Below are 19874 nucleotides of genomic sequence, written 5' to 3'. Positions count from 1 at the left end.
TGTCACAAAAAAGCCCCTGCCGATCACTCGGCAGGGGCTTTCGCCTGGCGCTGTAGGAAACTTACAGGCCGGCAGCGTCACGCAGCGACTGGGCGCGGTCGGTGCGCTCCCAGGTGAAGGTGGTGAAGGTGTCGTCGCCGACAGTCTTCTGCTGCGGCTCGCGGCCGAAGTGGCCGTAGGCAGCGGTTTCCTGGTACATCGGGTGCAGCAGGTCGAGCATGGTGGTGATGGCGTACGGACGCAGGTCGAAGCACTCGCGCACCAGCTGGATGATCTTGTCGTCGGAAACCTTGCCGGTACCGAAGGTGTTGATCGAGATGGAGGTCGGCTGGGCCACGCCAATGGCGTAGGACACCTGGATCTCGCAACGCTCGGCCAGGCCAGCGGCAACGATGTTCTTGGCGACGTAGCGACCGGCGTAGGCGGCGGAACGGTCGACCTTGGACGGGTCCTTGCCGGAGAACGCGCCACCACCGTGGCGGGCCATGCCGCCGTAGGAGTCGACGATGATCTTGCGGCCGGTCAAGCCACAGTCACCCACCGGGCCACCGATGATGAAGTTACCAGTCGGGTTGATGTGGTACTGGGTGCCCTTGTGCAGCAGCTCGGCAGGCAGGGTGTGCTTGACGATCAGCTCCATCACGGCCTCTTGCAGGTCTTTCTGCGAAACCTCCGGGTTGTGCTGGGTCGACAGCACCACGGCGTCGATACCGACCACCTTGCCGTTTTCGTAGCGGCAGGTGACTTGCGACTTGGCGTCCGGGCGCAGCCATGGCAGCAGGCCGGATTTGCGCGCTTCGGCCTGGCGCTCGACCAGGCGGTGCGAGAAGCAGATCGGTGCTGGCATCAGCACTTCGGTTTCGTTGCTGGCATAGCCGAACATCAGGCCCTGGTCGCCAGCGCCCTGGTCTTCAGGCTTGGAACGGTCCACGCCCTGGGCGATGTCCACCGACTGCTTGCCGATGATGTTCATCACGGCGCAGGTGGCACCGTCGAAGCCGACGTCGGAACTGTTGTAGCCGATGTCGATGATGACTTTACGCACCAGGTCTTCCAGGTCGACCCAGGCTGAAGTGGTGACTTCGCCGGCGATGATGGCGACACCGGTCTTGACCAGGGTTTCGCAGGCTACGCGGGCGTATTTGTCCTGGGCGATGATGGCATCTAGGACAGCGTCCGAAATCTGGTCGGCGATCTTGTCCGGATGCCCTTCGGACACGGACTCGGAGGTGAAAAGGGAGTATTCGCTCATCTCGAAGGTTCCTGAAATTTACCGATGGTGTATGTCGCCAGCTGTCCGCTGGAAATGGCGGACCTGGATCTGGAAACCGTTACGCAAGCCCACATACAGGCTGTCCCCGTGGGCCAGCCCGGCAGCGTTGGCCCAGCGGGCCAGGTCGTCCTGTTCGAAGCCAAGCCACAGGTCGCCGCAGGCTTCGCGCGCCCACCCCTGGTCATGGCTGCACAGTTCGGTGACCAGCAGGCTGCCGCCTGCCTTTACCCGTTTGGCCAGCTGGCGCAAGGCCAGGGCCGGGTCGCTGAAATGGTGCAACACCATGTTCAGCACAACGCAGTCGGCGGCCACATCCGTTGCACCCAGTGCATCGGCCAACTGCAGGTTGACGTTGTGAAGCCCTTCGCGCTGGCACACCTGGCGCGCCAGTTCGAGCATGGTCGGGCTGTTGTCCAGGGCGGTGACCTGGGCGAAGCGCCGGGCCAGGTCGGGGAGGAAGCCGCCGTCACCGGGGCCGACCTCCAGGGCGCTGGCGGCCGGGTCGAAATGCAGTTTGTCGAGCAGCGCCAGCAGGCTTTCGCGGTACTGCGGCAGGCCGGCGATCAGGTCTTGCTGGGCGCGAAACTTCTCTTCCACGCGCTGGAAGAAGTCCTGGCTGGTGGCCGCGCGGCGCTGCTGCACCTGGGCGACCCGCGCCTGCACATCGGGCGGCAGGGCCAAGTCGTCGACTTCTTCGAGTAGCGCCGCATGCAGCCGCCCCCCCAGGCGCAGGCCGTCGGGCAGGGCGCGGCGATAGAAGATGGCGTTGCCTTCGCGGCGGGTTGCCACCAGCTCGGCCTGGGCCAGCACCTTCAGGTGGTGGCTCATGCCCGACTGGCCGATGTCGAAGATCTGCGCCAGCTCCAGCACGCCGAACGAGTCGTTGGCCAGTGCGCGCAATACGTTCAGGCGCAGCGCGTCGCCACTGGCTTTGCACAGGGCGGCCAATGCTTCGCGTTGCTCGGGGATCGATTGCGCACGGAGGTTCATGGGGCGGCAGTCTAGACAGGCATCGATGCCCTAGCAAGGCCAATATCAAAAAGTTTTGATATTGGGTGATGGGCGGGACGGTTAACCCGGTTTTGCCCCGAATTGAAGGCCAATCACAGGAAAATCCCCCGACTGCGACCATACGTCATTGCCCCAAGCCCCCCCAGTGGGCGAAAATGGCCGCCTTTTTTCGTGACACCACCTATTCAAGCCCCCCAGGAGATCAGCGATGCCCAGCCGTCGTGAACGTGCCAACGCCATTCGTGCCCTCAGCATGGATGCCGTGCAAAAGGCCAACAGCGGCCACCCAGGTGCCCCCATGGGCATGGCGGATATCGCCGAAGTGCTTTGGCGCGACTATCTGAAGCACAACCCGAGCAACCCGAATTTCGCCGACCGTGACCGCTTCGTGCTGTCCAACGGCCACGGCTCGATGCTGATCTACTCGCTGCTGCACCTGACCGGCTATGACGTCACCCTCGATGACCTCAAGTCGTTCCGCCAGTTGCACAGCCGTACCCCGGGCCACCCGGAGTTCGGCTACACCCCGGGTGTCGAGACCACCACCGGCCCGCTGGGCCAAGGCCTGGCCAACGCCGTGGGCTTTGCCCTGGCCGAAAAAGTGCTGGGCGCCCAGTTCAACCGTGAAGGCCACAACGTCGTCGACCACAACACCTATGTGTTCCTGGGCGATGGCTGCATGATGGAAGGCATCTCCCACGAAGTCGCCTCGCTGGCCGGCACCCTGGGCCTGAACAAGCTGGTTGCGTTCTATGACGACAACGGCATCTCCATCGACGGTGAAGTGGAAGGCTGGTTCACCGACGACACGCCGAAGCGTTTCGAGTCTTACAACTGGCTGGTGATCCGCAACGTCAATGGCCACGACGCCGACGAAATCCGTACCGCCATCGAGACCGCCCGCAAGAGCGACCGCCCGACCCTGATCTGCTGCAAGACCATCATCGGTTTCGGTTCGCCGAACAAGCAGGGTAAGGAAGACTGCCACGGTGCTCCGCTGGGTAATGACGAAATCGCCCTGGCCCGCAAGGAACTGAACTGGAACCACGGTCCGTTCGAAGTCCCTGCCGACATCTACGCCGAGTGGGACGCCAAGCAGGCCGGTGCCAAGGCCGAAGCCGAGTGGAACACGCGTTTCGACGCCTACGCCGCTGCCTTCCCGGAGCTGGCCAGCGAGCTCAAGCGCCGTCTGAGCGGTGAGCTGCCGGCCGATTTCGCGGAAAAAGCCGCTGCCTACATTGCTGAAGTCGCGGCCAAGGGCGAAACCATCGCCAGCCGCAAGGCCAGCCAGAACACCCTGAACGCCTTTGGCCCGCTGCTGCCGGAACTGCTGGGCGGCTCGGCTGACCTGGCCGGCTCCAACCTGACCCTGTGGAAAGGTTGCAAGGGCGTCAGCCATGAGGATGCCAATGGCAACTACATGTACTACGGCGTGCGCGAGTTCGGCATGACCGCCATCATGAACGGCGTTGCCCTGCACGGTGGCCTGGTGCCTTACGGCGCGACCTTCCTGATGTTCATGGAATACGCCCGCAACGCCGTGCGCATGTCCGCCCTGATGAAGCAGCGCGTGATCCACGTCTACACCCACGACTCCATCGGCCTGGGCGAAGACGGCCCGACTCACCAGCCGATCGAGCAACTGGCCAGCCTGCGCAGCACGCCGAACCTGGACACCTGGCGCCCGGCCGACGCCGTGGAATCCGCCGTGTCCTGGAAGCACGCCCTGGAGCGCAAAGACGGCCCATCGGCGCTGATCTTCTCGCGTCAGAACCTGCAGCATCAGGTGCGCAGCGATGCGCAGATCGCCGACATCGCCCGTGGTGGTTATGCGCTCAAGGACTGCGCTGGTGAGCCTGAGCTGATCCTGATCGCCACCGGTTCCGAAGTGGGCCTGGCCGTTCAGGCCTTCGACAAGCTGACCGAGCAAGGCCGCAAGGTGCGCGTCGTGTCGATGCCGAGCACCAGCGTGTTCGACGCTCAGGACGCTGCCTACAAGCAGTCCGTACTGCCGCTGGAAGTGGGTGCGCGCATCGCCATCGAAGCTGCTCACGCCGACTTCTGGTACAAGTACGTCGGCCTGGAAGGCCGTATCATTGGCATGACCACCTACGGTGAGTCGGCGCCAGCTTCGGCACTGTTCGAAGAATTCGGCTTCACCCTGGAGAACATCCTGGGCACTGCCGAAGAGCTGCTGGAAGACTGATACAAGGAAGTCGAGGGCCTTTGGCCCTCGTTCGCGGCACAAGGCCGCTCCCACAGGGTATTGCGCACGCCGTCCTCTGTGGGAGCGGCCTTGTGCCGCGAATGGGCCGCGCAGCGGCCCCGTTCAACTGCCGGAGTTCAAGAGCTACCTATGCCTCACCTGCGTCCCTACAAAGTTGCACTCAACGGTTATGGCCGTATCGGCCGCTGTGTCCTGCGCGCGCTGTTCGAGCGGGGGGCGAAGGCCGGTTTCGAGATCGTCGCGCTGAACGACCTGGCCGACCAGGCCAGCCTGGAATACCTGACACGCTTCGACTCCACCCACGGGCGTTTCCCCGGTGAGGTGAAGGTCGATGGCGATTGCCTGCATATCAATGGTGACTGCGTGAAGGTAATGCGCAGTGCCACGCCCGAAGGCATCGACTGGGCTGCGCTGGGCATCGACCTGGTACTGGAGTGCTCGGGTGCCTATAACACCCGTGCCGATGGCCAGCGCTTCCTCGACGCCGGAGCACCCAGGGTGCTGTTCTCGCAGCCCATGGCCAGCGAGGCCGACGTTGACGCCACGGTGGTCTACGGGATCAACCAGGCCTGCCTGACCGGCAGCGAGCGCCTGGTGTCCAACGCCTCGTGTACCACCAACTGCGGCGTGCCGCTGCTGCGTGTACTGGACCAGGCGTTCGGCATCGAATATGTGCAGATCACCACCATTCACTCGGCGATGAACGACCAGCCGGTGATCGATGCGTATCACCACGAAGACCTGCGCCGCACGCGTTCGGCCTTCCAGTCGGTGATCCCGGTGTCCACCGGTCTGGCGCGTGGCATCGAGCGCCTGCTGCCGGAACTTGCCGGGCGAATCCAGGCCAAAGCGGTACGTGTACCCACCGTCAACGTCTCGTGCCTGGACATCACCCTGCAGACCGCCCGCGACACCAGCGCGGCCGAGGTCAACCGGGTGCTGCGCGAGGCCGCGCTGGAAGGCCCGCTCAAAGGCTTGCTGGCCTACACCGAGCTGCCGCACGCCAGCTGTGATTTCAACCATGACCCGCATTCGGCGATCGTCGATGCCAGCCAGACGCGAGTTTCCGGCCCCCGCCTGGTGAACCTGCTGGCCTGGTTCGACAACGAATGGGGTTTTGCCAACCGAATGCTCGACGTTGCCGAACACTTTCTGCACGTCGTTCACCCAACCCGCAACAAACAGCCCTGAAGGACTGCATTCATGACCGTGTTGAAGATGACCGACCTCGACCTGCAAGGTAAGCGCGTACTGATCCGCGAAGACCTCAACGTGCCTGTGAAGGACGGTGTGGTAGCCAGCGATGCGCGTATCCTGGCAGCGCTGCCGACCATCAAGCTGGCCCTGGAGAAGGGCGCAGCGGTAATGGTTTGCTCGCACCTGGGCCGCCCGACTGAAGGCGAGTTCTCTGCCGAGAACAGCCTCAAGCCGGTTGCCGACTACCTGAGCAAGGCCCTGGGCCGTGACGTGCCGCTGGTTGCCGACTACCTGGACGGTGTCGAGGTCAAGGCCGGTGACCTGGTGCTGTTCGAGAACGTGCGTTTCAACAAGGGCGAGAAAAAGAACGCCGACGAGCTGGCGCAGAAGTACGCCGCCCTGTGCGACGTGTTCGTCATGGACGCATTCGGCACCGCTCACCGCGCCGAAGGTTCGACCCATGGTGTGGCCAAGTTCGCCAAGGTCGCTGCTGCTGGCCCGCTGCTGGCTGCCGAGCTGGATGCCCTGGGCAAGGCCCTGAAAGCCCCGGCCAAGCCGATGGCGGCCATCGTTGCCGGTTCAAAGGTTTCCACCAAACTGGACGTGCTGAACAGCCTGAGCGCTGTCTGCGATCTGCTGATCGTGGGTGGCGGTATCGCCAATACCTTCCTGGCTGCAGCCGGTCACCCGGTCGGCAAGTCGCTGTACGAACCTGATCTGGTCGACACCGCCAAAGCCATCGCTGCCAAGGTCAACGTACCGCTGCCCGTTGACGTGGTGGTTGCCAAGGAATTTGCCGAAAGCGCCGAAGCCACTGTCAAAGCCATTGCCGACGTTGCTGCCGACGACATGATCCTGGACATCGGCCCGCAAACCGCAGCCAACTTCGCCGAGCTGCTGAAGTCGTCGAAGACCATCCTGTGGAACGGTCCGGTCGGCGTGTTCGAATTCGATCAGTTCGGCAACGGCACCCAGGTGCTGGCCAAGGCCATCGCCGACAGCGCCGCGTTCTCCATCGCCGGTGGCGGTGACACCCTGGCTGCTATCGACAAATATGGCGTCAGCAAGGAAATCTCCTACATTTCTACCGGTGGTGGCGCCTTCCTCGAATTCGTCGAGGGCAAGGTCCTGCCAGCCGTGGCAATCCTGGAAGAGCGGGCCAAGGCCTGATGACGTCGGCGCTTGGCAAAGGGAGTGGCCTGATGGTCAAGCAATTGCCTGTGATGATGCTGGCCGGCCTGCTGAGCGCCTGCTCTGGCAGCCCGGCTTCTGATGCCGACCCGGCGCATTCGCCCAAGGGCGGCTGCTATCAGTCCGAATGGCAGGCTGAAACTGTGCCGGTCATCAGCAAGCGCGTGGGCCCGGAAGGCCTGGAAAAGTACGACGAAGACCACCAGCGCAAGGCGCCGGGTTGCCCTTGACCCCGGCGTTTCGTCGGGCCAGGCAACCAAGCGACCGCTGTGTGGTCATCTAGAGGATATGTAATGAAAGCGCTTTTGGCCGTGACGGCCCTGGCGACACTGGCAGGATGCTCACTGCTGCAGCCGGCGCAACCCGCCCCGGCAGACAACTGGACCCGTTGGGTCTGCGACACCCAGGCCGAAGTGCTGTGGCGCTTCGCCGATGCACAACGCGACCAGGTCGACGTGCGCCTTGGCGGCGGTGACCAGGTTTACCGGCTCAAGTCCGAGCCGGGTGCGTCGGGAGCGCTGTACAGCGATGGCATGCTGGCCTTCCACACCAAGGGCGATGAAGGCCTGGTGTACTGGGTGGCAACCAACGATCTGATTGGGCGGGGCTGCAAGGCACCGTGACTGGCCGGGCCGCGACGGTGGCCCACACTACTTGAACAGCAACCGCCCCTGCGGCAGGCTTGCACGAAACATACGACGCTTGTCGGGAGAGAGATACACAATGGCACTCATTAGCATGCGCCAGATGCTGGACCACGCCGCCGAGTTCGGTTACGGCGTACCAGCTTTCAACGTCAACAACCTCGAGCAGATGCGCGCCATCATGGAAGCGGCCGACAAGACCGACTCCCCGGTGATCGTCCAGGCCTCGGCCGGTGCCCGCAAATACGCTGGCGCCCCGTTCCTGCGTCACCTGATCCTGGCGGCCATCGAAGAATTCCCGCACATCCCGGTGTGCATGCACCAGGACCACGGCACCAGCCCGGACGTCTGCCAGCGCTCGATCCAGCTGGGCTTCAGCTCGGTGATGATGGACGGTTCGCTGGGTGAAGACGGCAAGACCCCGACCGACTACGAGTACAACGTCCGCGTTACCCAGCAGACCGTTGCCATGGCACACGCCTGCGGTGTTTCGGTAGAAGGCGAGCTGGGCTGCCTGGGTTCGCTGGAAACTGGCATGGCTGGTGAAGAAGACGGTATCGGCGCCGAAGGCGTGTTGGACCACAGCCAGATGCTGACCGACCCGGAAGAAGCGGCCGACTTCGTCAAGAAGACCCAGGTCGACGCCCTGGCCATCGCCATCGGTACCAGCCACGGTGCCTACAAGTTCACCAAGCCACCAACCGGTGACGTGCTGGCCATCGACCGCATCAAGGAAATCCACAAGCGCATCCCTAACACCCACCTGGTGATGCACGGTTCTTCCTCGGTGCCGCAAGAGTGGCTGGCGATCATCAACCAGTACGGCGGCGACATTAAAGAAACCTACGGTGTACCGGTCGAAGAGATCGTCGAAGGCATCAAGTACGGCGTGCGCAAGGTCAACATCGACACTGACCTGCGTCTGGCCTCTACCGGTGCCATGCGCCGCCTGATGGCACAGAACCCGAGCGAGTTCGACCCACGCAAGTTCTTCGGTGAAACCGTCAAGGCCATGCGTGACGTGTGCATCGCTCGTTATGAAGCTTTCGGCACTGCCGGCAATGCCTCGAAGATCAAGCCGATCTCCCTGGAAGGCATGTACCAGCGCTACCTGAAAGGTGAGTTGGCCGCCAAGGTCAACTGATCGACTGGCAGCATGAAAAACCCGCAGCGATGCGGGTTTTTTTATGGCTGACAGAACCTGCACATAAATCCGGCAAACCGACCGTTAGTCGGCTACCGTACAGTTGAGCCACTGATAGCGTTCTGATTGCATTGCGCGTTACAGCCTCGGGTCTAAAGTACTAATGGATCCAACCGTATTTTGAAGTCGGTCACATAACAGAGAAGCAGCATGGATGGCGCTCAAGCTCAACCACAGCCACTGGATGGCAGCTCGGTTCTTCTGGTGGTAGACGACTACCCCGAGAACCTCATCAGCATGCGGGCCTTGCTGGCCCGACAGGACTGGCAAGTGTTGACGGCAAGCTCGGGGATGGAAGCCTTGAGTGCGTTGCTTGAACACGATGTCGACCTGGTCCTGCTGGATGTACAGATGCCGGAAATGGACGGTTTCGAAGTCGCCCGGCTAATGCGTGGCAGCCAACGCACCCGGCTGACCCCGATCATCTTCCTCACCGCCAACGAACAGTCCGAAGCGGCCGTGCTCAAAGGCTACGCCAGCGGCGCAGTGGACTACATGTTCAAACCATTCGACCCGCAAATTCTCAAGCCCAAGGTGCAGGCCCTGCTCGAGCAGCAGCGCAACCGGCGCATGCTGCAACGTCTGAGCCGAGAGCTGGAGGCCGCCAGGGCGTTTAACGCATCGATCCTGGAGAATGCTGCCGAGGGCATCCTGGTGGTGGATGCCCAAGGTGTCATCAGTTTTGCCAACCCGGCCATTTCGCGCTTGCTGTCGGCACCGGTGCAGCAGTTGCAGGGCGCCCACCTGCTTGACCTGGTGCAACTGGCCAGTGCCAGTCTGTGGGGCGAGTCAGACTTCTACCAGGCCTACCTGGGCCGGCGTATTTTCCGCGTGCACGATGCCCAGTTGCGCACCTTGGGGGGCGAGCTGGTGCCGGTGGCGCTGTCCTGTGCTCCGCTGCCGGCCGACCAGCAGGCCATGGTGGTGACGGTGCTGGACATGTCAGTGGTGCGCAACCTGCACCAGCAGCTGGAGTACCAGGCCGTCACCGACCCGCTCACCGGGTTGCTCAACCGCCGGGGTTTCTACCAGGCTGCCGAAGGGGCGCTGCTGCGAAACGAGCGCTCGGACAAGGCGCAGGCGCTGATGTACATGGACCTCGATGGCTTCAAGCGCATCAACGACTCGTTGGGCCACGAAACCGGTGACCGTGTGCTGCGCTGGGTGGGCGAGCAACTCAAGGATTGCCTGGGTAGCGAGGCGTTGCTCGCACGGATGGGCGGTGATGAATTTACCGCGCTGTTTGATAGCCTGCCTTACCCCGAGCAAGCAGGGCGATATGCCGAGAAATTGCTTGAACGCATTTCCATCAGCCATCAGATCGAAGGGCTTGATGTGACCCTCGGCGTCAGTATCGGCATTGCGACTTACCCCGATTGCGGGGCCAACGTCGAAGGCCTGTTGCGTGCGGCCGATGCGGCGATGTACGCAGCCAAGCAGGCCGGGCGCCAGCAGTACCGTTTCTATGACCAGGAACTCAATGGCCGGGCGCGCTCGCGGCTGATGCTGGAAGACGGCGTGCGCGCTGCCATCGAGCAGCAGGACTTTACCCTGGTGTACCAGCCGCAGGTGTCCTTCATCGATGGCCGTCTGCGTGGCTTCGAGGCCTTGTTGCGCTGGCAGCACCCCAGCGTTGGCGACGTACCGCCGGGGCTGTTCATTCCGTTGCTGGAAGAAGCGCGCCTGATCAACCGCCTGGCCAGCTGGATCTATCGTCAGGGGGCCGCCCAGCGTCAGGCCTGGTACGAACGCTTCCCCGCAGACCTTGTGCTCGGCATCAGCTTGAGCCGCGCGCAGTTCGTCATGCCCGGCCTGGTTGAAGAGTTGCAGCGGGTGATCCAGCTGTACCAGCTGGACCCGGCGCAGTTGGAGGTGGAAGTTGCGGAGACCTCGCTGATGTACAACATCGATGCGGCGGTCAAACAGATACACCGCTTGCGCGAGCTGGGGGTGCGGGTGGCCCTGGATGATTTTGGCGCAGGCGACTGCTCGTTGCGCATGCTGCGTGACTTGCCGATCGACACCTTGAAGCTCGATCGCCACCTGGTGGCGCGCTTGCCCGATTCGGCGGTAGATGCTGCCTTGGTCCGCAGTGTCATCGGCCTGTGCGCCGATTACAGCATCACGGTGATCGCCGAGGGTGTGGAAACCCCGGCCCAGGCGGCTTGGCTCAAGGCCAATGGGTGCGAATATGTGCAGGGCTTCCTGGTGGGGTACCCGATGACCGCGGCGGATGCCAGCGGCTTTCCGGCGATTTTCTCCTGGCCAGGGCCTTGATTGGCTAGAATCGGCATTCGTTACGCCGAATGCAGCGCCATGACCGTATTACGTTACTTGCAAGCCTACCCCCCGCACCTGCAAGAACAGGTGCGGCAGATGATCGACAGCGACCGCCTGGGTGAATACCTGCAGCGCCGCTACCCCGACCGCCATGACGTGCAAAGCGACAAGGCGCTGTACGGCTATGCCCAGGACTTGCGCCAGCAGTACCTGCGCAGTGCGCCGAACCTGGACAAGGTGCTGTTCGACAACCGTCTCGACCTGACCCATCGGGCCTTGGGCCTGAACACGGCGGTGTCGCGGGTGCAGGGCGGCAAGCTCAAGGCGAAGAAGGAAATCCGCATTGCCTCGCTGTTCAAGGAGGCCGCGCCACAGTTCTTGCGCATGATCGTGGTGCACGAACTGGCGCACCTGCGCGAGCGCGATCACAACAAGGCGTTCTACCAGCTCTGCCAGCACATGGAGCCGGACTACCACCAACTGGAATTCGACCTGCGCGTCTACCTGACCTATCGGGAGCTGCCGGGCAACGTTTAAGGACCACGTAGCATGGAAGTGAGCAAGACCAAGAGCAGCTTCTACCGTCGCCTGTATGTGGCCTGGCTGATCGACAGCCAGACCGCGACCAGCGTGCCCGCCCTGATGGAAGTCACCGGCATGCCGCGACGCACCGCCCAGGACACTATCGCCGCCCTGGCCGAACTGGATATCGTCTGCGCGTTCGAGCAGCAGGAAGGCGCGCGCAACCATGCCGGGCATTACCGCATTCATGACTGGGGGGCGATCGACAAACAGTGGATCATCCAGCATTTGCGGCAGATCCGCGAAGTCTTGGGCTACCCGTGAGCATCGGGGGCCGCAGAGCGGCCCCGGCAGTCTCAACCTTTGCGCATGCCGATATGCGGAATGTCGTCTTCCAGGTATTCCTCACCCACCACCACAAACCCATGGCGGGCATAGAACCCCTGCAAATGCGCCTGTGCCGACAGGTACACCGGCACCCCTGGCCAGCACTGCTCCGCTGCCTCCAGCCCCTTGAGCAGCAACGGATGCCCCAGCTTCAACCCGCGCGCTGCCGGCGAGGTCACCACCCGCCCGATAACCACATCCCCACCCTGGGACTGCGGGTCGAGCAAGCGTAGATAAGCCACCAGCTTGTCTTCCTGCCAGGCCATCAGGTGCAGGGTATCGCCGCTCAGGTCCTGGCCGTCGACGTCCTGATACGCGCAACGCTGCTCAACCACAAACACTTCCGTGCGCAATTGCAGAATGGCGTAGAGCTGGTCCTTGCCGAGGTCGGTGTGGTGCTTGCAGAGCCAGTCGATGGACATTGGCGCGAACTCCTTGAGTGGGCTGTCGATCATCGCACGGCCTATGCCCTTCGGCCAAAATAGAGGCTAAATGACACTATTGGCCGCTGCCCTCGGCGACGGCTTTGTGTAATCTCATCGGCAGTGTGTGCCCCCCATTGCGAAAGGACGTGAGCATGCGGCCACTGCTTTGTGTTCTGGGATTACTGGCAATGATGCTGGCAACACCCGCTGCGGGTCACGACAAGCTGCGCCTGGTGGCCGACAGCTGGCCGCCGTTCACCGATGCCAGCATGCCCGGCGGCGGCCTGGCGACCAGCATCGTCACCACGGCGCTGGCCCGTGCGGGCTATGCCAGTACATTCGAAGAAGCGCCTTGGGCCCGGGCGTTGCTGGGGGTGAGTGAAGGGCGTTACGACGTGTTGATCAATGCCTGGCAGAATGACGCGCGTGCCCGTATCGGGCAGTTTTCCAGCGCTTACCTGACTAACCGTATTCGCTTGCTGCAACGCAAGGGCGAAGCGTTCCATTACAAAGGCCAGTCGGACCTGTACCCCTATAGCATCGCCGTCGTGCGTGATTACGCCTATTCACCGGAGTTTGACGGCGATACCCGCCTACACAAGGTGCCGGTGCGCAGCTTTTCGTCGGCGGTACGCATGCTGGCGGCAGGGCGGGTGAACCTGGCGGTGGAAGACGAGTATGTGGCCCGCTACAACCTGCAGCGTGAGCCGCAGGAGGTGCGTGATGGGGTGATGTTGGTGGAGCCGCCGTTGGGGGAGAACACCCTGCATATCCTCGTAAGCCTGAAGCACCCGGAGCACAAGCGCATCGTCGAACGGTTCGAGCAGGCGATTGCTGCGATGAAAGCCGACGGCAGCTATGCCCGGCTGATGCGCCAGCATGGCTTCTGATCTCTATCGCCAGTGCCGGCCTCTTCGCGGGTAAACCCGCTCCCACAGGAAAATGTGCAAGTCTTGAAGCCTGTGGTGGTCCTGTGGGAGCGGGTTTACCCGCGAAGAGGCCAGCACTGGCAACACAAATGTCAGGCTGGGGCACCCTCCTTGATCAGGTGTGCCGCCAAAGTCCGCAGCGGCCCCAATTGCCGGCAAATCAGCGCCAACTGTGTCTGCACCAGCCGCTGATGCTCATCCAGCTCTTCCGGCATCTGCTCCAGGGCATTGGCCAGCGCCTCTTCGGCATCGCTGTGAATCGCCACCGGTAGCCGTGCGGCCAGGCCGTTGGCTATCTCGTCCAGGCTGCTGGCCAGGCTTTGCCCGGCGCCTTCGATCAATTGCTCCTGGACCTCCGCCGGCAACGCCGTGTCGCGGTGTGCACCCAGCCCGGAGAGGTAGCTGAGCAAGGTGTGCGACAGCACCAGGAAGCGGAAGCCCACATCCGCCTCCTTACGGAAATGCCCAGGTTCCATCAGCATGTTGGCCAGGGTAGTGGACAGCGCCGCGTCGGCGTTGTGGGCATTGCGCCGGGCCAGGCGGTAGGCCAGGTCGTCGCGCTTGCCGTGGGCATATTGCTGCATGATCTGCCGCAGGTACACGCTGGCGCAGGCCAGGGTGTTGGCCAGCGCCTTGTTTAGCCGCCGCCCTTGCCAGTCAGGCAGGAACAGGAATACCGCCAGGATGGCGATCAGGCTGCCCACCAAGGTATCGAACAGGCGTGGCAGGAACAGGCCATAGCCATCGCCGATCTGGTTGAAGCAGAACAGCACCATCAGGGTAATTGCGGCAGTGGCCAAGGCGTAGCGGGTGGTGCGGTTGACGAAGAACACCACCCCGGCGACCACGGCGAACAGTGACTGGATGAGCGGGTTGGGGAACAGGTCGAACAGCGCCCAGCCTACTGTCAGGCCGACTGCGGTGCCGAGCACCCGCTGCACCAGCTTGCGTCGGGTTGCACCGTAGTTGGGCTGGCACACGAACAGCGTGGTGAGGATGATCCAGTAGCCCTGGGTGGGGTGGATCAGGTGCACCATGCCGTAGCCAATCGACAGCGCCAGTGGCAGGCGCAGAGCATGGCGGAACAACAGCGAGGTCGGTGTGAGCTGGGTGCGCAGGCGTGTCCACACGTCTTTCAGCGAGCGCGGCGAGCGGTCAAGCAGGCTGCTGTCGCTGGCGTCGGCCAGGCTGTCGGGGTTGCTGGCGGCGCTTAGCAAGCGGTCCAGCGTTGCCAGGTTGGCAGCCAGTGCCCGCAGCGAACGCAACAGGCCGCGCCAGGCCGGGTTGCTCTGGAGGCGCAGGTGCTCGAGCGAAGCGTTGAGGTCTTCGAGGGCTTCTGGATAACCGCTGGCCAGCACGAAAGGCTGGCGCAGGCGAATCGAGCGCGCCAGTTCCTGGCAGGACGAACCCTGCTTGCGCAGCAGGCGCTGGCAGCGAAACATCACATCGCTGTGGAAAAAAGCGTCGGTCAGGGCGTTGTAGGGGTAGTGCGAGGCACTGACCCGCTCGTGGATATCCTGGGCCAGGAAATACAGCTTGAGGTAGCGGCTGACCTTGGAGTTCGGCTGGCTGTTGCCCACCCGGTGCAGGATGATTTCCTTGGCTGCGTTGAGCGCCGCCACCACCTTGCCGTTCTGCTGCGCCAGCTCCAGACGCCGGGCCTCGACGTCGAGGGTGCGTACCGGCTCGAACAGGCTGGCCTTGAGCTTGAGGTAGCTGCCCAGCTCGAAGAACAGCTTGGCCAGGCTTTGTTGCACCGGCTGGTTGGAAAACAGCGCTTGCCACAGCACCGACAGCAGCCCGTACCAAGCCGCACCGGCCACCAGCAGCAACGGCTCGTGCCAGAAGTCCGTCACCTCGCCTCCGCGCTGGTCCACCCCGATCATGGTGTACACCGCCGTGATCAGTGTTGCCGAGGCAATCGCCCCATAGCGCTCGCCCAGGGCACCGAGCATGGTCAGGCCGAATGCGGCCAAGGCCAAGGCTACGACGAAGATCCAGGGGTAGGGGAACAGCAGCTCGACCGCCAGCGCGGCGATGGCAAAACACACCAGGGTAACGGCCAGGGCGCTGAGGCGGCCCTGCCAGCTGTCGTCGGTTTCCGCCAGGGCGCTGGCGATGATGCCGAGGAACAGCGGAATCAACAGGGCCATCTCGTTCTGGTACCAGCACAGGGCCAGGCTGCCGGTGAGGGCGATGGTGACCCGGATGCTGTAGCTGAACTTGTCTTGGCCCCACAGGCGACGCAGTGACTGACGGAACGAGCTCGATGACATGATGGCCTGCTAGGCAGTGTTCGAAGAATGCAGTGCAGCACGGGCCAGCAAGAAGCGTTCCGTGCTGCTGAATGGATTCTACTCTACACGAACTGCGCTGCGGCGTTGGCCGATGCCCAGGCCCACTGGAAGTTGAAACCGCCCAGGTGGCCGGTCACGTCGAGCACTTCGCCGATGAAGTACAGCCCGGGGCTCTTCAGCGATTCCATGGTCTTGGACGACACTTCGCGGGTATCCACGCCGCCCAGGGTCACTTCGGCGGTGCGGTAGCCTTCGGTGCCGGCCGGCACCACTTGCCAGTTCGCCAGTTTTTCGGCGATTTGGGCCAGTTCCGCCGGGGTGTACTGCTTCATCGGTCTGGACTCGAACCACTGTTCGGCCAGCAGGTTGGCCAGCTTGCGGGTGAACACTTCGCCCAGCACGGTCTTGAGTTCTGCGTTGGCCCGCTCGGCCTGCATCTGTTGCAGCCAGGTGAGCGCATCGCGGTCGGGCAGCAGGTTGATCTCCACCGTGTCACCGGCTTCCCAGAACGACGAAATCTGCAAGATCGCCGGGCCGCTCAGACCACGGTGGGTGAACAGCAGGTTCTCGCGGAAGCTGGTGCCGTTGCAGCTGGCGGTGCAGTCCAGTGAGGTGCCGGACAATTCGGTGCACAGTGCCTTCAGTTGGGGCTCGGTGATGGTGAACGGCACCAGCCCGGCGCGGGTTGGCAGCAGGGTGTGGCCGAACTGGCGCGCTACCTGGTAGCCGAAGCCAGTGGCGCCCAGGGTCGGGATCGACAGGCCGCCGGTGGCGATCACCAATGACTGGCAGGCGAACTGGCCACCGCTGGTCTGCAGCAGGTAGCCGGTTTCGGTTTTCTCGATCTGTTCGATGCTGGTGTGCATGCGGATTTCGGCACCGGCCTCGTCGCACTCGGCCAGCAGCATGTCGAGGATGTCGCTGGCCTTGTTGTCGCAGAACAGCTGGCCGAGCTTCTTCTCGTGGTACGCCACGCCGTGCTTGCACACCAGTTCGATGAAGTCCCACTGGGTGTAGCGGGCCAGGGCCGACTTGCAGAAGTGCGCGTTCTGCGACAGGAAATTGGCGGGCTCGGTGTACAGGTTGGTGAAGTTGCAGCGCCCGCCGCCGGACATGAGGATCTTCTTGCCGGGCTTGTTGGCGTGGTCGAGCAGCAGCACCCGGCGGCCACGGCGGGCGCTGAGCTGGGCGCACATCAGGCCGGCGGCGCCGGCGCCGAGGACGATGACGTCGGTGGAATGCACAGTGTTACCTCATGGATAGCCGGGGCCGCTGCGATGGGCTGCAAAGCAGCCCAAAAAATATCAGACGATGCGGACTTTCAGGGCGCGGCCCTTGATCTTGCCGCTGTTCAGCCGCTGCATGGCCTGCTTGGCCAGCGCGCGTTCCACGGCCACAAACGCCTGGAAGTCGAAGATGGCGATCTTGCCCACCTGCTTGCCCGGGATGCCGGCATCACCGGTCAGTGCTCCGAGAATATCGCCAGGGCGCAGCTTGTCCTTGCGGCCAGCGGCAATGCACAGCGTGGTCATTACCGGCAGCAGCGGCTCGCCGCCCTTGTTCTTCAGGCTGTCCAGCTGGTCCCAGCGCAGCGGGCTCTTCTGCAGCTCTTCGATGGCCTGGGCACGGTGGCCTTCGGCCGGCGCCACCAGGCTGACCGCAACGCCTTTCTCGCCGGCACGGCCAGTTCGGCCCACGCGGTGCACATGGATTTCCGCATCACGCGCCAGCTCCACGTTGATGACCATGTCCAGGCCATCGATATCCAGGCCGCGTGCGGCCACGTCGGTGGCCACCAGCACCGAGCTGCTGCGGTTGGCGAACATGGTCAGTACCTGGTCGCGGTCACGCTGCTCCAGGTCGCCGTGCAGGGCCTGGGCAACGATACCCTTGGCCGTCAGGTGGGCAACCACGTCCTCGCACTGCTGCTTGGTGAAGCAGAACGCCACGCAGGACTGCGGGCGGTAGTGGCCGAGCACGCGGGTGACGGCCTCCAGGCGCTCCTGCGCATCAATCTCGATGAAGCGCTGTTCGATCTGGTTGTCGGTGTGCAGGCTCTCGACCTTGACCTGCTGCGGGTTGCGCATGAAGTCGGCAGCCAGTTGCTTGATACCGGCCGGGTAGGTGGCCGAGAACAGCAGGGTCTGGCGGCGCGACGGGGTCTTGCCGATGATGCTGGCGATGGCGTCGAAGAAGCCCATGTCGAGCATGCGGTCGGCTTCGTCCAGCACCAGCGTGTTCAGGCCGTCGAGGACCAGGGTGCCTTTGTCCAGGTGCTGCTGGATACGCCCCGGAGTGCCGACGATGATGTGCGCACCGTGTTCCAGCGAAGCGATCTGCGGGCCCAGCGAAACGCCACCGCACAGGGTGAGGATCTTGATGTTGTCCTCGGCGCGGGCGAGGCGGCGCAGCTCTTTGGCCACCTGGTCGGCAAGCTCGCGGGTAGGGCACAGCACCAGCGCCTGGCAGCCGAAGTAGCGCGGGTTGATCGGGTTGAGCAGGCCGATGCCGAAGGCGGCGGTCTTGCCGCTGCCGGTCTTGGCTTGGGCAATCAGGTCCTGGCCCTTGAGGATGACGGGCAGGCTCTGGGCCTGGATTGGCGTCATCGAGGCATAGCCGAGGGCGTCCAGGTTCGCCAGCATGGCGGCGGACAACGGCAGAGTGGCAAAGGCGGTGGATTCGGTGGTCACGAGGCGGGCCTGCGTTGCGAAGCGAAAAATGCCGCACAGTCTACCAGCCTCGTGGCCATTCGCCCTACGGTTCCATGTGTTGTTCCGGACGACGGGCACGCCTTCCGTCCGTCGGCGCCAGTTGCAGGAAGATCGCTGCCGCCAGCATGGCCATCACGCCGATGGAGACAAACGTCAACTGGAAGGCGCCCAGGGTGCTCTCCACGCCCTCGGCACTGCCCGCTGCGGTAAAGCCGCCCAGCAGTGCGCCGGCACAAGCCACGCCCAGGCTCAAGGCCAGCTGTGCGACCACCGACAGCAGGCTGTTACCGCTGCTGGCGCTGGCGTCGTCCAGGTCGATCAGGGTCACGGTGTTCATCGCGGTGAACTGCATCGAGTTGACCGCACCCAGCAAGCCCAACTGGATCAGCAGTACGGCATAGGGTGTCTGTTCGTCGACCAGGCCGAGGCTGGCCAGCAGCAAGCCCAGCAGCAAGGTATTGCCGGTGAGGATGATGCGGTAGCCGAAGCGCTCGATCAGTGGGCGGGCGACGGACTTGGCCAGCATGGCCGCCGCCGCCAGCGGGATCATGCTCATGCCGGCCTGGGCGGGTGAGTAGCCCAGCGCCACCTGCAGCAGCAACGGCACCAGGAATGGCAGCGCGCCGCTGCCCAGGCGAGCGAACAGGTTGCCGAGGATGCCGATGGCGAAGGTGCGCACGCGGAACAGGCTGGGCGAGAACAGCGGCTCCGGGTCGCGCCCGGCACGCAGCCAGTAAGCCGCCAGGCAGGCCATGCCGGCGAACAGCAGCAACATCACCCGCAGGTGCGGCAGGTGCAATTCGCCCAGGCCTTCCATGGCGATGGTGATCAGCACCATCGCGGCGCCAAACAGCAGGAAGCCAGGGCCGTCGAACGTAGTGCGCTCGGCGCCGCGCAGGTCCGGGATGAACTTCCAGACAGCAATGCAGCCGAGCAGGCCGACCGGCAGGTTGAGCAGGAAGATCCAGTGCCAACTGAGGATTTCCACCAGCCAGCCGCCGACGGTTGGGCCCAGCAGCGGGCCGAGCAGGCCAGGGATGGTGATGAAACTCATGATCCGCACCAGCTCGCTGCGCGGGTAGGCACGCAGCACCACCAGCCGCCCGACCGGCAGCATCAGCGCACCGCCCAGGCCCTGCACGACCCGGGCGAAGATCAGGAACCCGAGGCTGTTGGCGGCGGCGCACAGCAGCGAGCCAAAACTGAACAGCAGGATGGCGCTGAAGAAGATGCGCTTGGTGCCGAAGCGGTCGGCGATCCAGCCCGAGGCCGGGATCAGCAAGGCCACGGTGAGCATGTAGGCGATGATCACGCCCTGCATGCGCAGCGGGTCTTCGGCCAGCGAGCGGGCCATGGCCGGTAGTGCTGTGTTGAGGATGGTGCCGTCCAGGGACTGCATGAAGAAGGCGATGGCCACCACCCAGGGGATCCAGCGGGCGGTGACGGGGTCTAGCGGTGGGCGTTCGGGCATGACTTCCTCGTTTGTCAGTGCCGGCCTCTTCGCGGTTAAAGCCGCTCTCACAAGGGTTATGCGATCCCTGTAGGAGCGGCTTTAGCCGCGAAAGGGCCAGCAAAT

At 63.6% G+C, this 19874-nt stretch carries 17 protein-coding genes; 10 read left to right on the top strand and 7 right to left on the bottom strand.

Going from position 1 to position 19874, the window contains the following annotated elements; genetic code table 11:
- Positions 1-61 precede the first annotated feature (61 nt).
- On the bottom strand, positions 62-1252 hold the full coding sequence (gene metK / locus QQL85_RS05875; protein ID WP_016489516.1) for a methionine adenosyltransferase: 1191 nt from the start codon (positions 1250-1252) through the stop codon (positions 62-64).
- A gap of 18 nt (positions 1253-1270) precedes the next feature.
- Positions 1271-2263, bottom strand: coding sequence for an ArsR/SmtB family transcription factor (locus QQL85_RS05870; protein WP_284353218.1), 993 nt, complete (start codon positions 2261-2263; stop codon positions 1271-1273).
- Between the two features lie 229 nt (positions 2264-2492).
- On the opposite strand from QQL85_RS05870, the gene tkt reads away from it, so the two are divergent.
- From tkt to QQL85_RS05825, 9 genes are all read left to right on the top strand, one after another.
- Entirely contained in the window at positions 2493-4490 is a 1998-nt protein-coding gene (gene tkt, locus QQL85_RS05865) for a transketolase (RefSeq protein ID WP_284353219.1), read from the top strand.
- A gap of 150 nt (positions 4491-4640) precedes the next feature.
- Positions 4641-5702, top strand: coding sequence for an erythrose-4-phosphate dehydrogenase (epd, locus tag QQL85_RS05860; RefSeq protein ID WP_012274524.1), 1062 nt, complete (start codon positions 4641-4643; stop codon positions 5700-5702).
- Positions 5703-5714: 12 nt separating this feature from the next.
- Positions 5715-6878: a phosphoglycerate kinase gene (locus QQL85_RS05855; RefSeq protein ID WP_284353220.1), complete on the top strand. Its 1164-nt coding sequence runs from the start codon at positions 5715-5717 to the stop codon at positions 6876-6878.
- A complete protein-coding gene (locus QQL85_RS05850) occupies positions 6878-7129 on the top strand; it encodes a hypothetical protein (RefSeq protein ID WP_019097664.1) in 252 nt (83 codons plus the stop codon). The genes QQL85_RS05855 and QQL85_RS05850 overlap by 1 nt, the downstream gene beginning before the upstream one ends.
- 63 nt (positions 7130-7192) lie before the next feature.
- Positions 7193-7522 (top strand): MliC family protein, encoded by a 330-nt coding sequence (locus tag QQL85_RS05845; RefSeq protein ID WP_284353221.1) that lies wholly within the window; start codon positions 7193-7195, stop codon positions 7520-7522.
- Between the two features lie 100 nt (positions 7523-7622).
- A complete protein-coding gene (gene fba / locus QQL85_RS05840) occupies positions 7623-8687 on the top strand; it encodes a class II fructose-bisphosphate aldolase (RefSeq protein WP_016712383.1) in 1065 nt (354 codons plus the stop codon).
- Between the two features lie 210 nt (positions 8688-8897).
- Positions 8898-11024 carry a putative bifunctional diguanylate cyclase/phosphodiesterase gene (locus tag QQL85_RS05835; protein WP_284353222.1) on the top strand — a complete coding sequence of 709 codons (2127 nt, stop codon included), beginning with the start codon at positions 8898-8900 and terminating at the stop codon, positions 11022-11024.
- 39 nt (positions 11025-11063) lie between these two features.
- Positions 11064-11564, top strand: a complete 501-nt coding sequence (locus QQL85_RS05830; protein ID WP_284353223.1) for a M48 metallopeptidase family protein — start codon at positions 11064-11066, stop codon at positions 11562-11564.
- Positions 11565-11576: 12 nt separating this feature from the next.
- A complete protein-coding gene (locus QQL85_RS05825) occupies positions 11577-11873 on the top strand; it encodes a winged helix-turn-helix domain-containing protein (protein ID WP_284353224.1) in 297 nt (98 codons plus the stop codon).
- Positions 11874-11905: 32 nt separating this feature from the next.
- On the opposite strand, the gene QQL85_RS05820 is transcribed toward QQL85_RS05825, so the two are convergent.
- Entirely contained in the window at positions 11906-12358 is a 453-nt protein-coding gene (locus QQL85_RS05820; protein WP_284353225.1) for a GNAT family N-acetyltransferase, read from the bottom strand.
- Positions 12359-12513: 155 nt separating this feature from the next.
- Here QQL85_RS05820 and QQL85_RS05815 point away from each other — a divergent pair, with 155 nt between their 5' ends.
- Positions 12514-13251 carry a substrate-binding periplasmic protein gene (locus tag QQL85_RS05815; protein WP_284353226.1) on the top strand — a complete coding sequence of 246 codons (738 nt, stop codon included), beginning with the start codon at positions 12514-12516 and terminating at the stop codon, positions 13249-13251.
- Between the two features lie 131 nt (positions 13252-13382).
- On the opposite strand, the gene yccS is transcribed toward QQL85_RS05815, so the two are convergent.
- The 4 genes from yccS to mdtD all read right to left on the bottom strand — a co-directional run bounded on the left by yccS (position 13383) and on the right by mdtD (position 19769).
- Positions 13383-15566, bottom strand: coding sequence for a YccS family putative transporter (gene yccS / locus QQL85_RS05810; protein ID WP_284353227.1), 2184 nt, complete (start codon positions 15564-15566; stop codon positions 13383-13385).
- Positions 15567-15649: 83 nt separating this feature from the next.
- On the bottom strand, positions 15650-16831 hold the full coding sequence (locus QQL85_RS05805) for an NAD(P)/FAD-dependent oxidoreductase (RefSeq protein WP_284353228.1): 1182 nt from the start codon (positions 16829-16831) through the stop codon (positions 15650-15652).
- Positions 16832-16891: 60 nt separating this feature from the next.
- Positions 16892-18229 carry an ATP-dependent RNA helicase DbpA gene (gene dbpA / locus QQL85_RS05800; RefSeq protein WP_284353464.1) on the bottom strand — a complete coding sequence of 446 codons (1338 nt, stop codon included), beginning with the start codon at positions 18227-18229 and terminating at the stop codon, positions 16892-16894.
- Between the two features lie 112 nt (positions 18230-18341).
- Entirely contained in the window at positions 18342-19769 is a 1428-nt protein-coding gene (gene mdtD / locus QQL85_RS05795; protein ID WP_284353229.1) for a multidrug transporter subunit MdtD, read from the bottom strand.
- Between the last annotated feature and the right edge of the window lie 105 nt (positions 19770-19874).

The organism is Pseudomonas putida (assembly GCF_030159595.1).
Lineage (GTDB): Bacteria > Pseudomonadota > Gammaproteobacteria > Pseudomonadales > Pseudomonadaceae > Aquipseudomonas > Aquipseudomonas putida_AC.
This window is presented reverse-complemented; position numbering and strand designations above follow the sequence as displayed.

Coding starts and splice junctions, on each gene's coding strand:
- QQL85_RS05830 (WP_284353223.1), top strand. CDS start 11,064: ATGACCGTATTACGTTACTTGCAAGCCTACCCCCCGCACCTGCAAGAA.
- QQL85_RS05870 (WP_284353218.1), bottom strand. CDS start 2,263: ATGAACCTCCGTGCGCAATCGATCCCCGAGCAACGCGAAGCATTGGCC.
- metK (WP_016489516.1), bottom strand. CDS start 1,252: ATGAGCGAATACTCCCTTTTCACCTCCGAGTCCGTGTCCGAAGGGCAT.
- QQL85_RS05815 (WP_284353226.1), top strand. CDS start 12,514: ATGCGGCCACTGCTTTGTGTTCTGGGATTACTGGCAATGATGCTGGCA.
- QQL85_RS05835 (WP_284353222.1), top strand. CDS start 8,898: ATGGATGGCGCTCAAGCTCAACCACAGCCACTGGATGGCAGCTCGGTT.
- dbpA (WP_284353464.1), bottom strand. CDS start 18,229: ATGCTGGCGAACCTGGACGCCCTCGGCTATGCCTCGATGACGCCAATC.
- fba (WP_016712383.1), top strand. CDS start 7,623: ATGGCACTCATTAGCATGCGCCAGATGCTGGACCACGCCGCCGAGTTC.
- tkt (WP_284353219.1), top strand. CDS start 2,493: ATGCCCAGCCGTCGTGAACGTGCCAACGCCATTCGTGCCCTCAGCATG.
- epd (WP_012274524.1), top strand. CDS start 4,641: ATGCCTCACCTGCGTCCCTACAAAGTTGCACTCAACGGTTATGGCCGT.
- QQL85_RS05845 (WP_284353221.1), top strand. CDS start 7,193: ATGAAAGCGCTTTTGGCCGTGACGGCCCTGGCGACACTGGCAGGATGC.
- QQL85_RS05825 (WP_284353224.1), top strand. CDS start 11,577: ATGGAAGTGAGCAAGACCAAGAGCAGCTTCTACCGTCGCCTGTATGTG.
- QQL85_RS05820 (WP_284353225.1), bottom strand. CDS start 12,358: ATGTCCATCGACTGGCTCTGCAAGCACCACACCGACCTCGGCAAGGAC.
- QQL85_RS05850 (WP_019097664.1), top strand. CDS start 6,878: ATGACGTCGGCGCTTGGCAAAGGGAGTGGCCTGATGGTCAAGCAATTG.
- QQL85_RS05855 (WP_284353220.1), top strand. CDS start 5,715: ATGACCGTGTTGAAGATGACCGACCTCGACCTGCAAGGTAAGCGCGTA.
- yccS (WP_284353227.1), bottom strand. CDS start 15,566: ATGTCATCGAGCTCGTTCCGTCAGTCACTGCGTCGCCTGTGGGGCCAA.
- mdtD (WP_284353229.1), bottom strand. CDS start 19,769: ATGCCCGAACGCCCACCGCTAGACCCCGTCACCGCCCGCTGGATCCCC.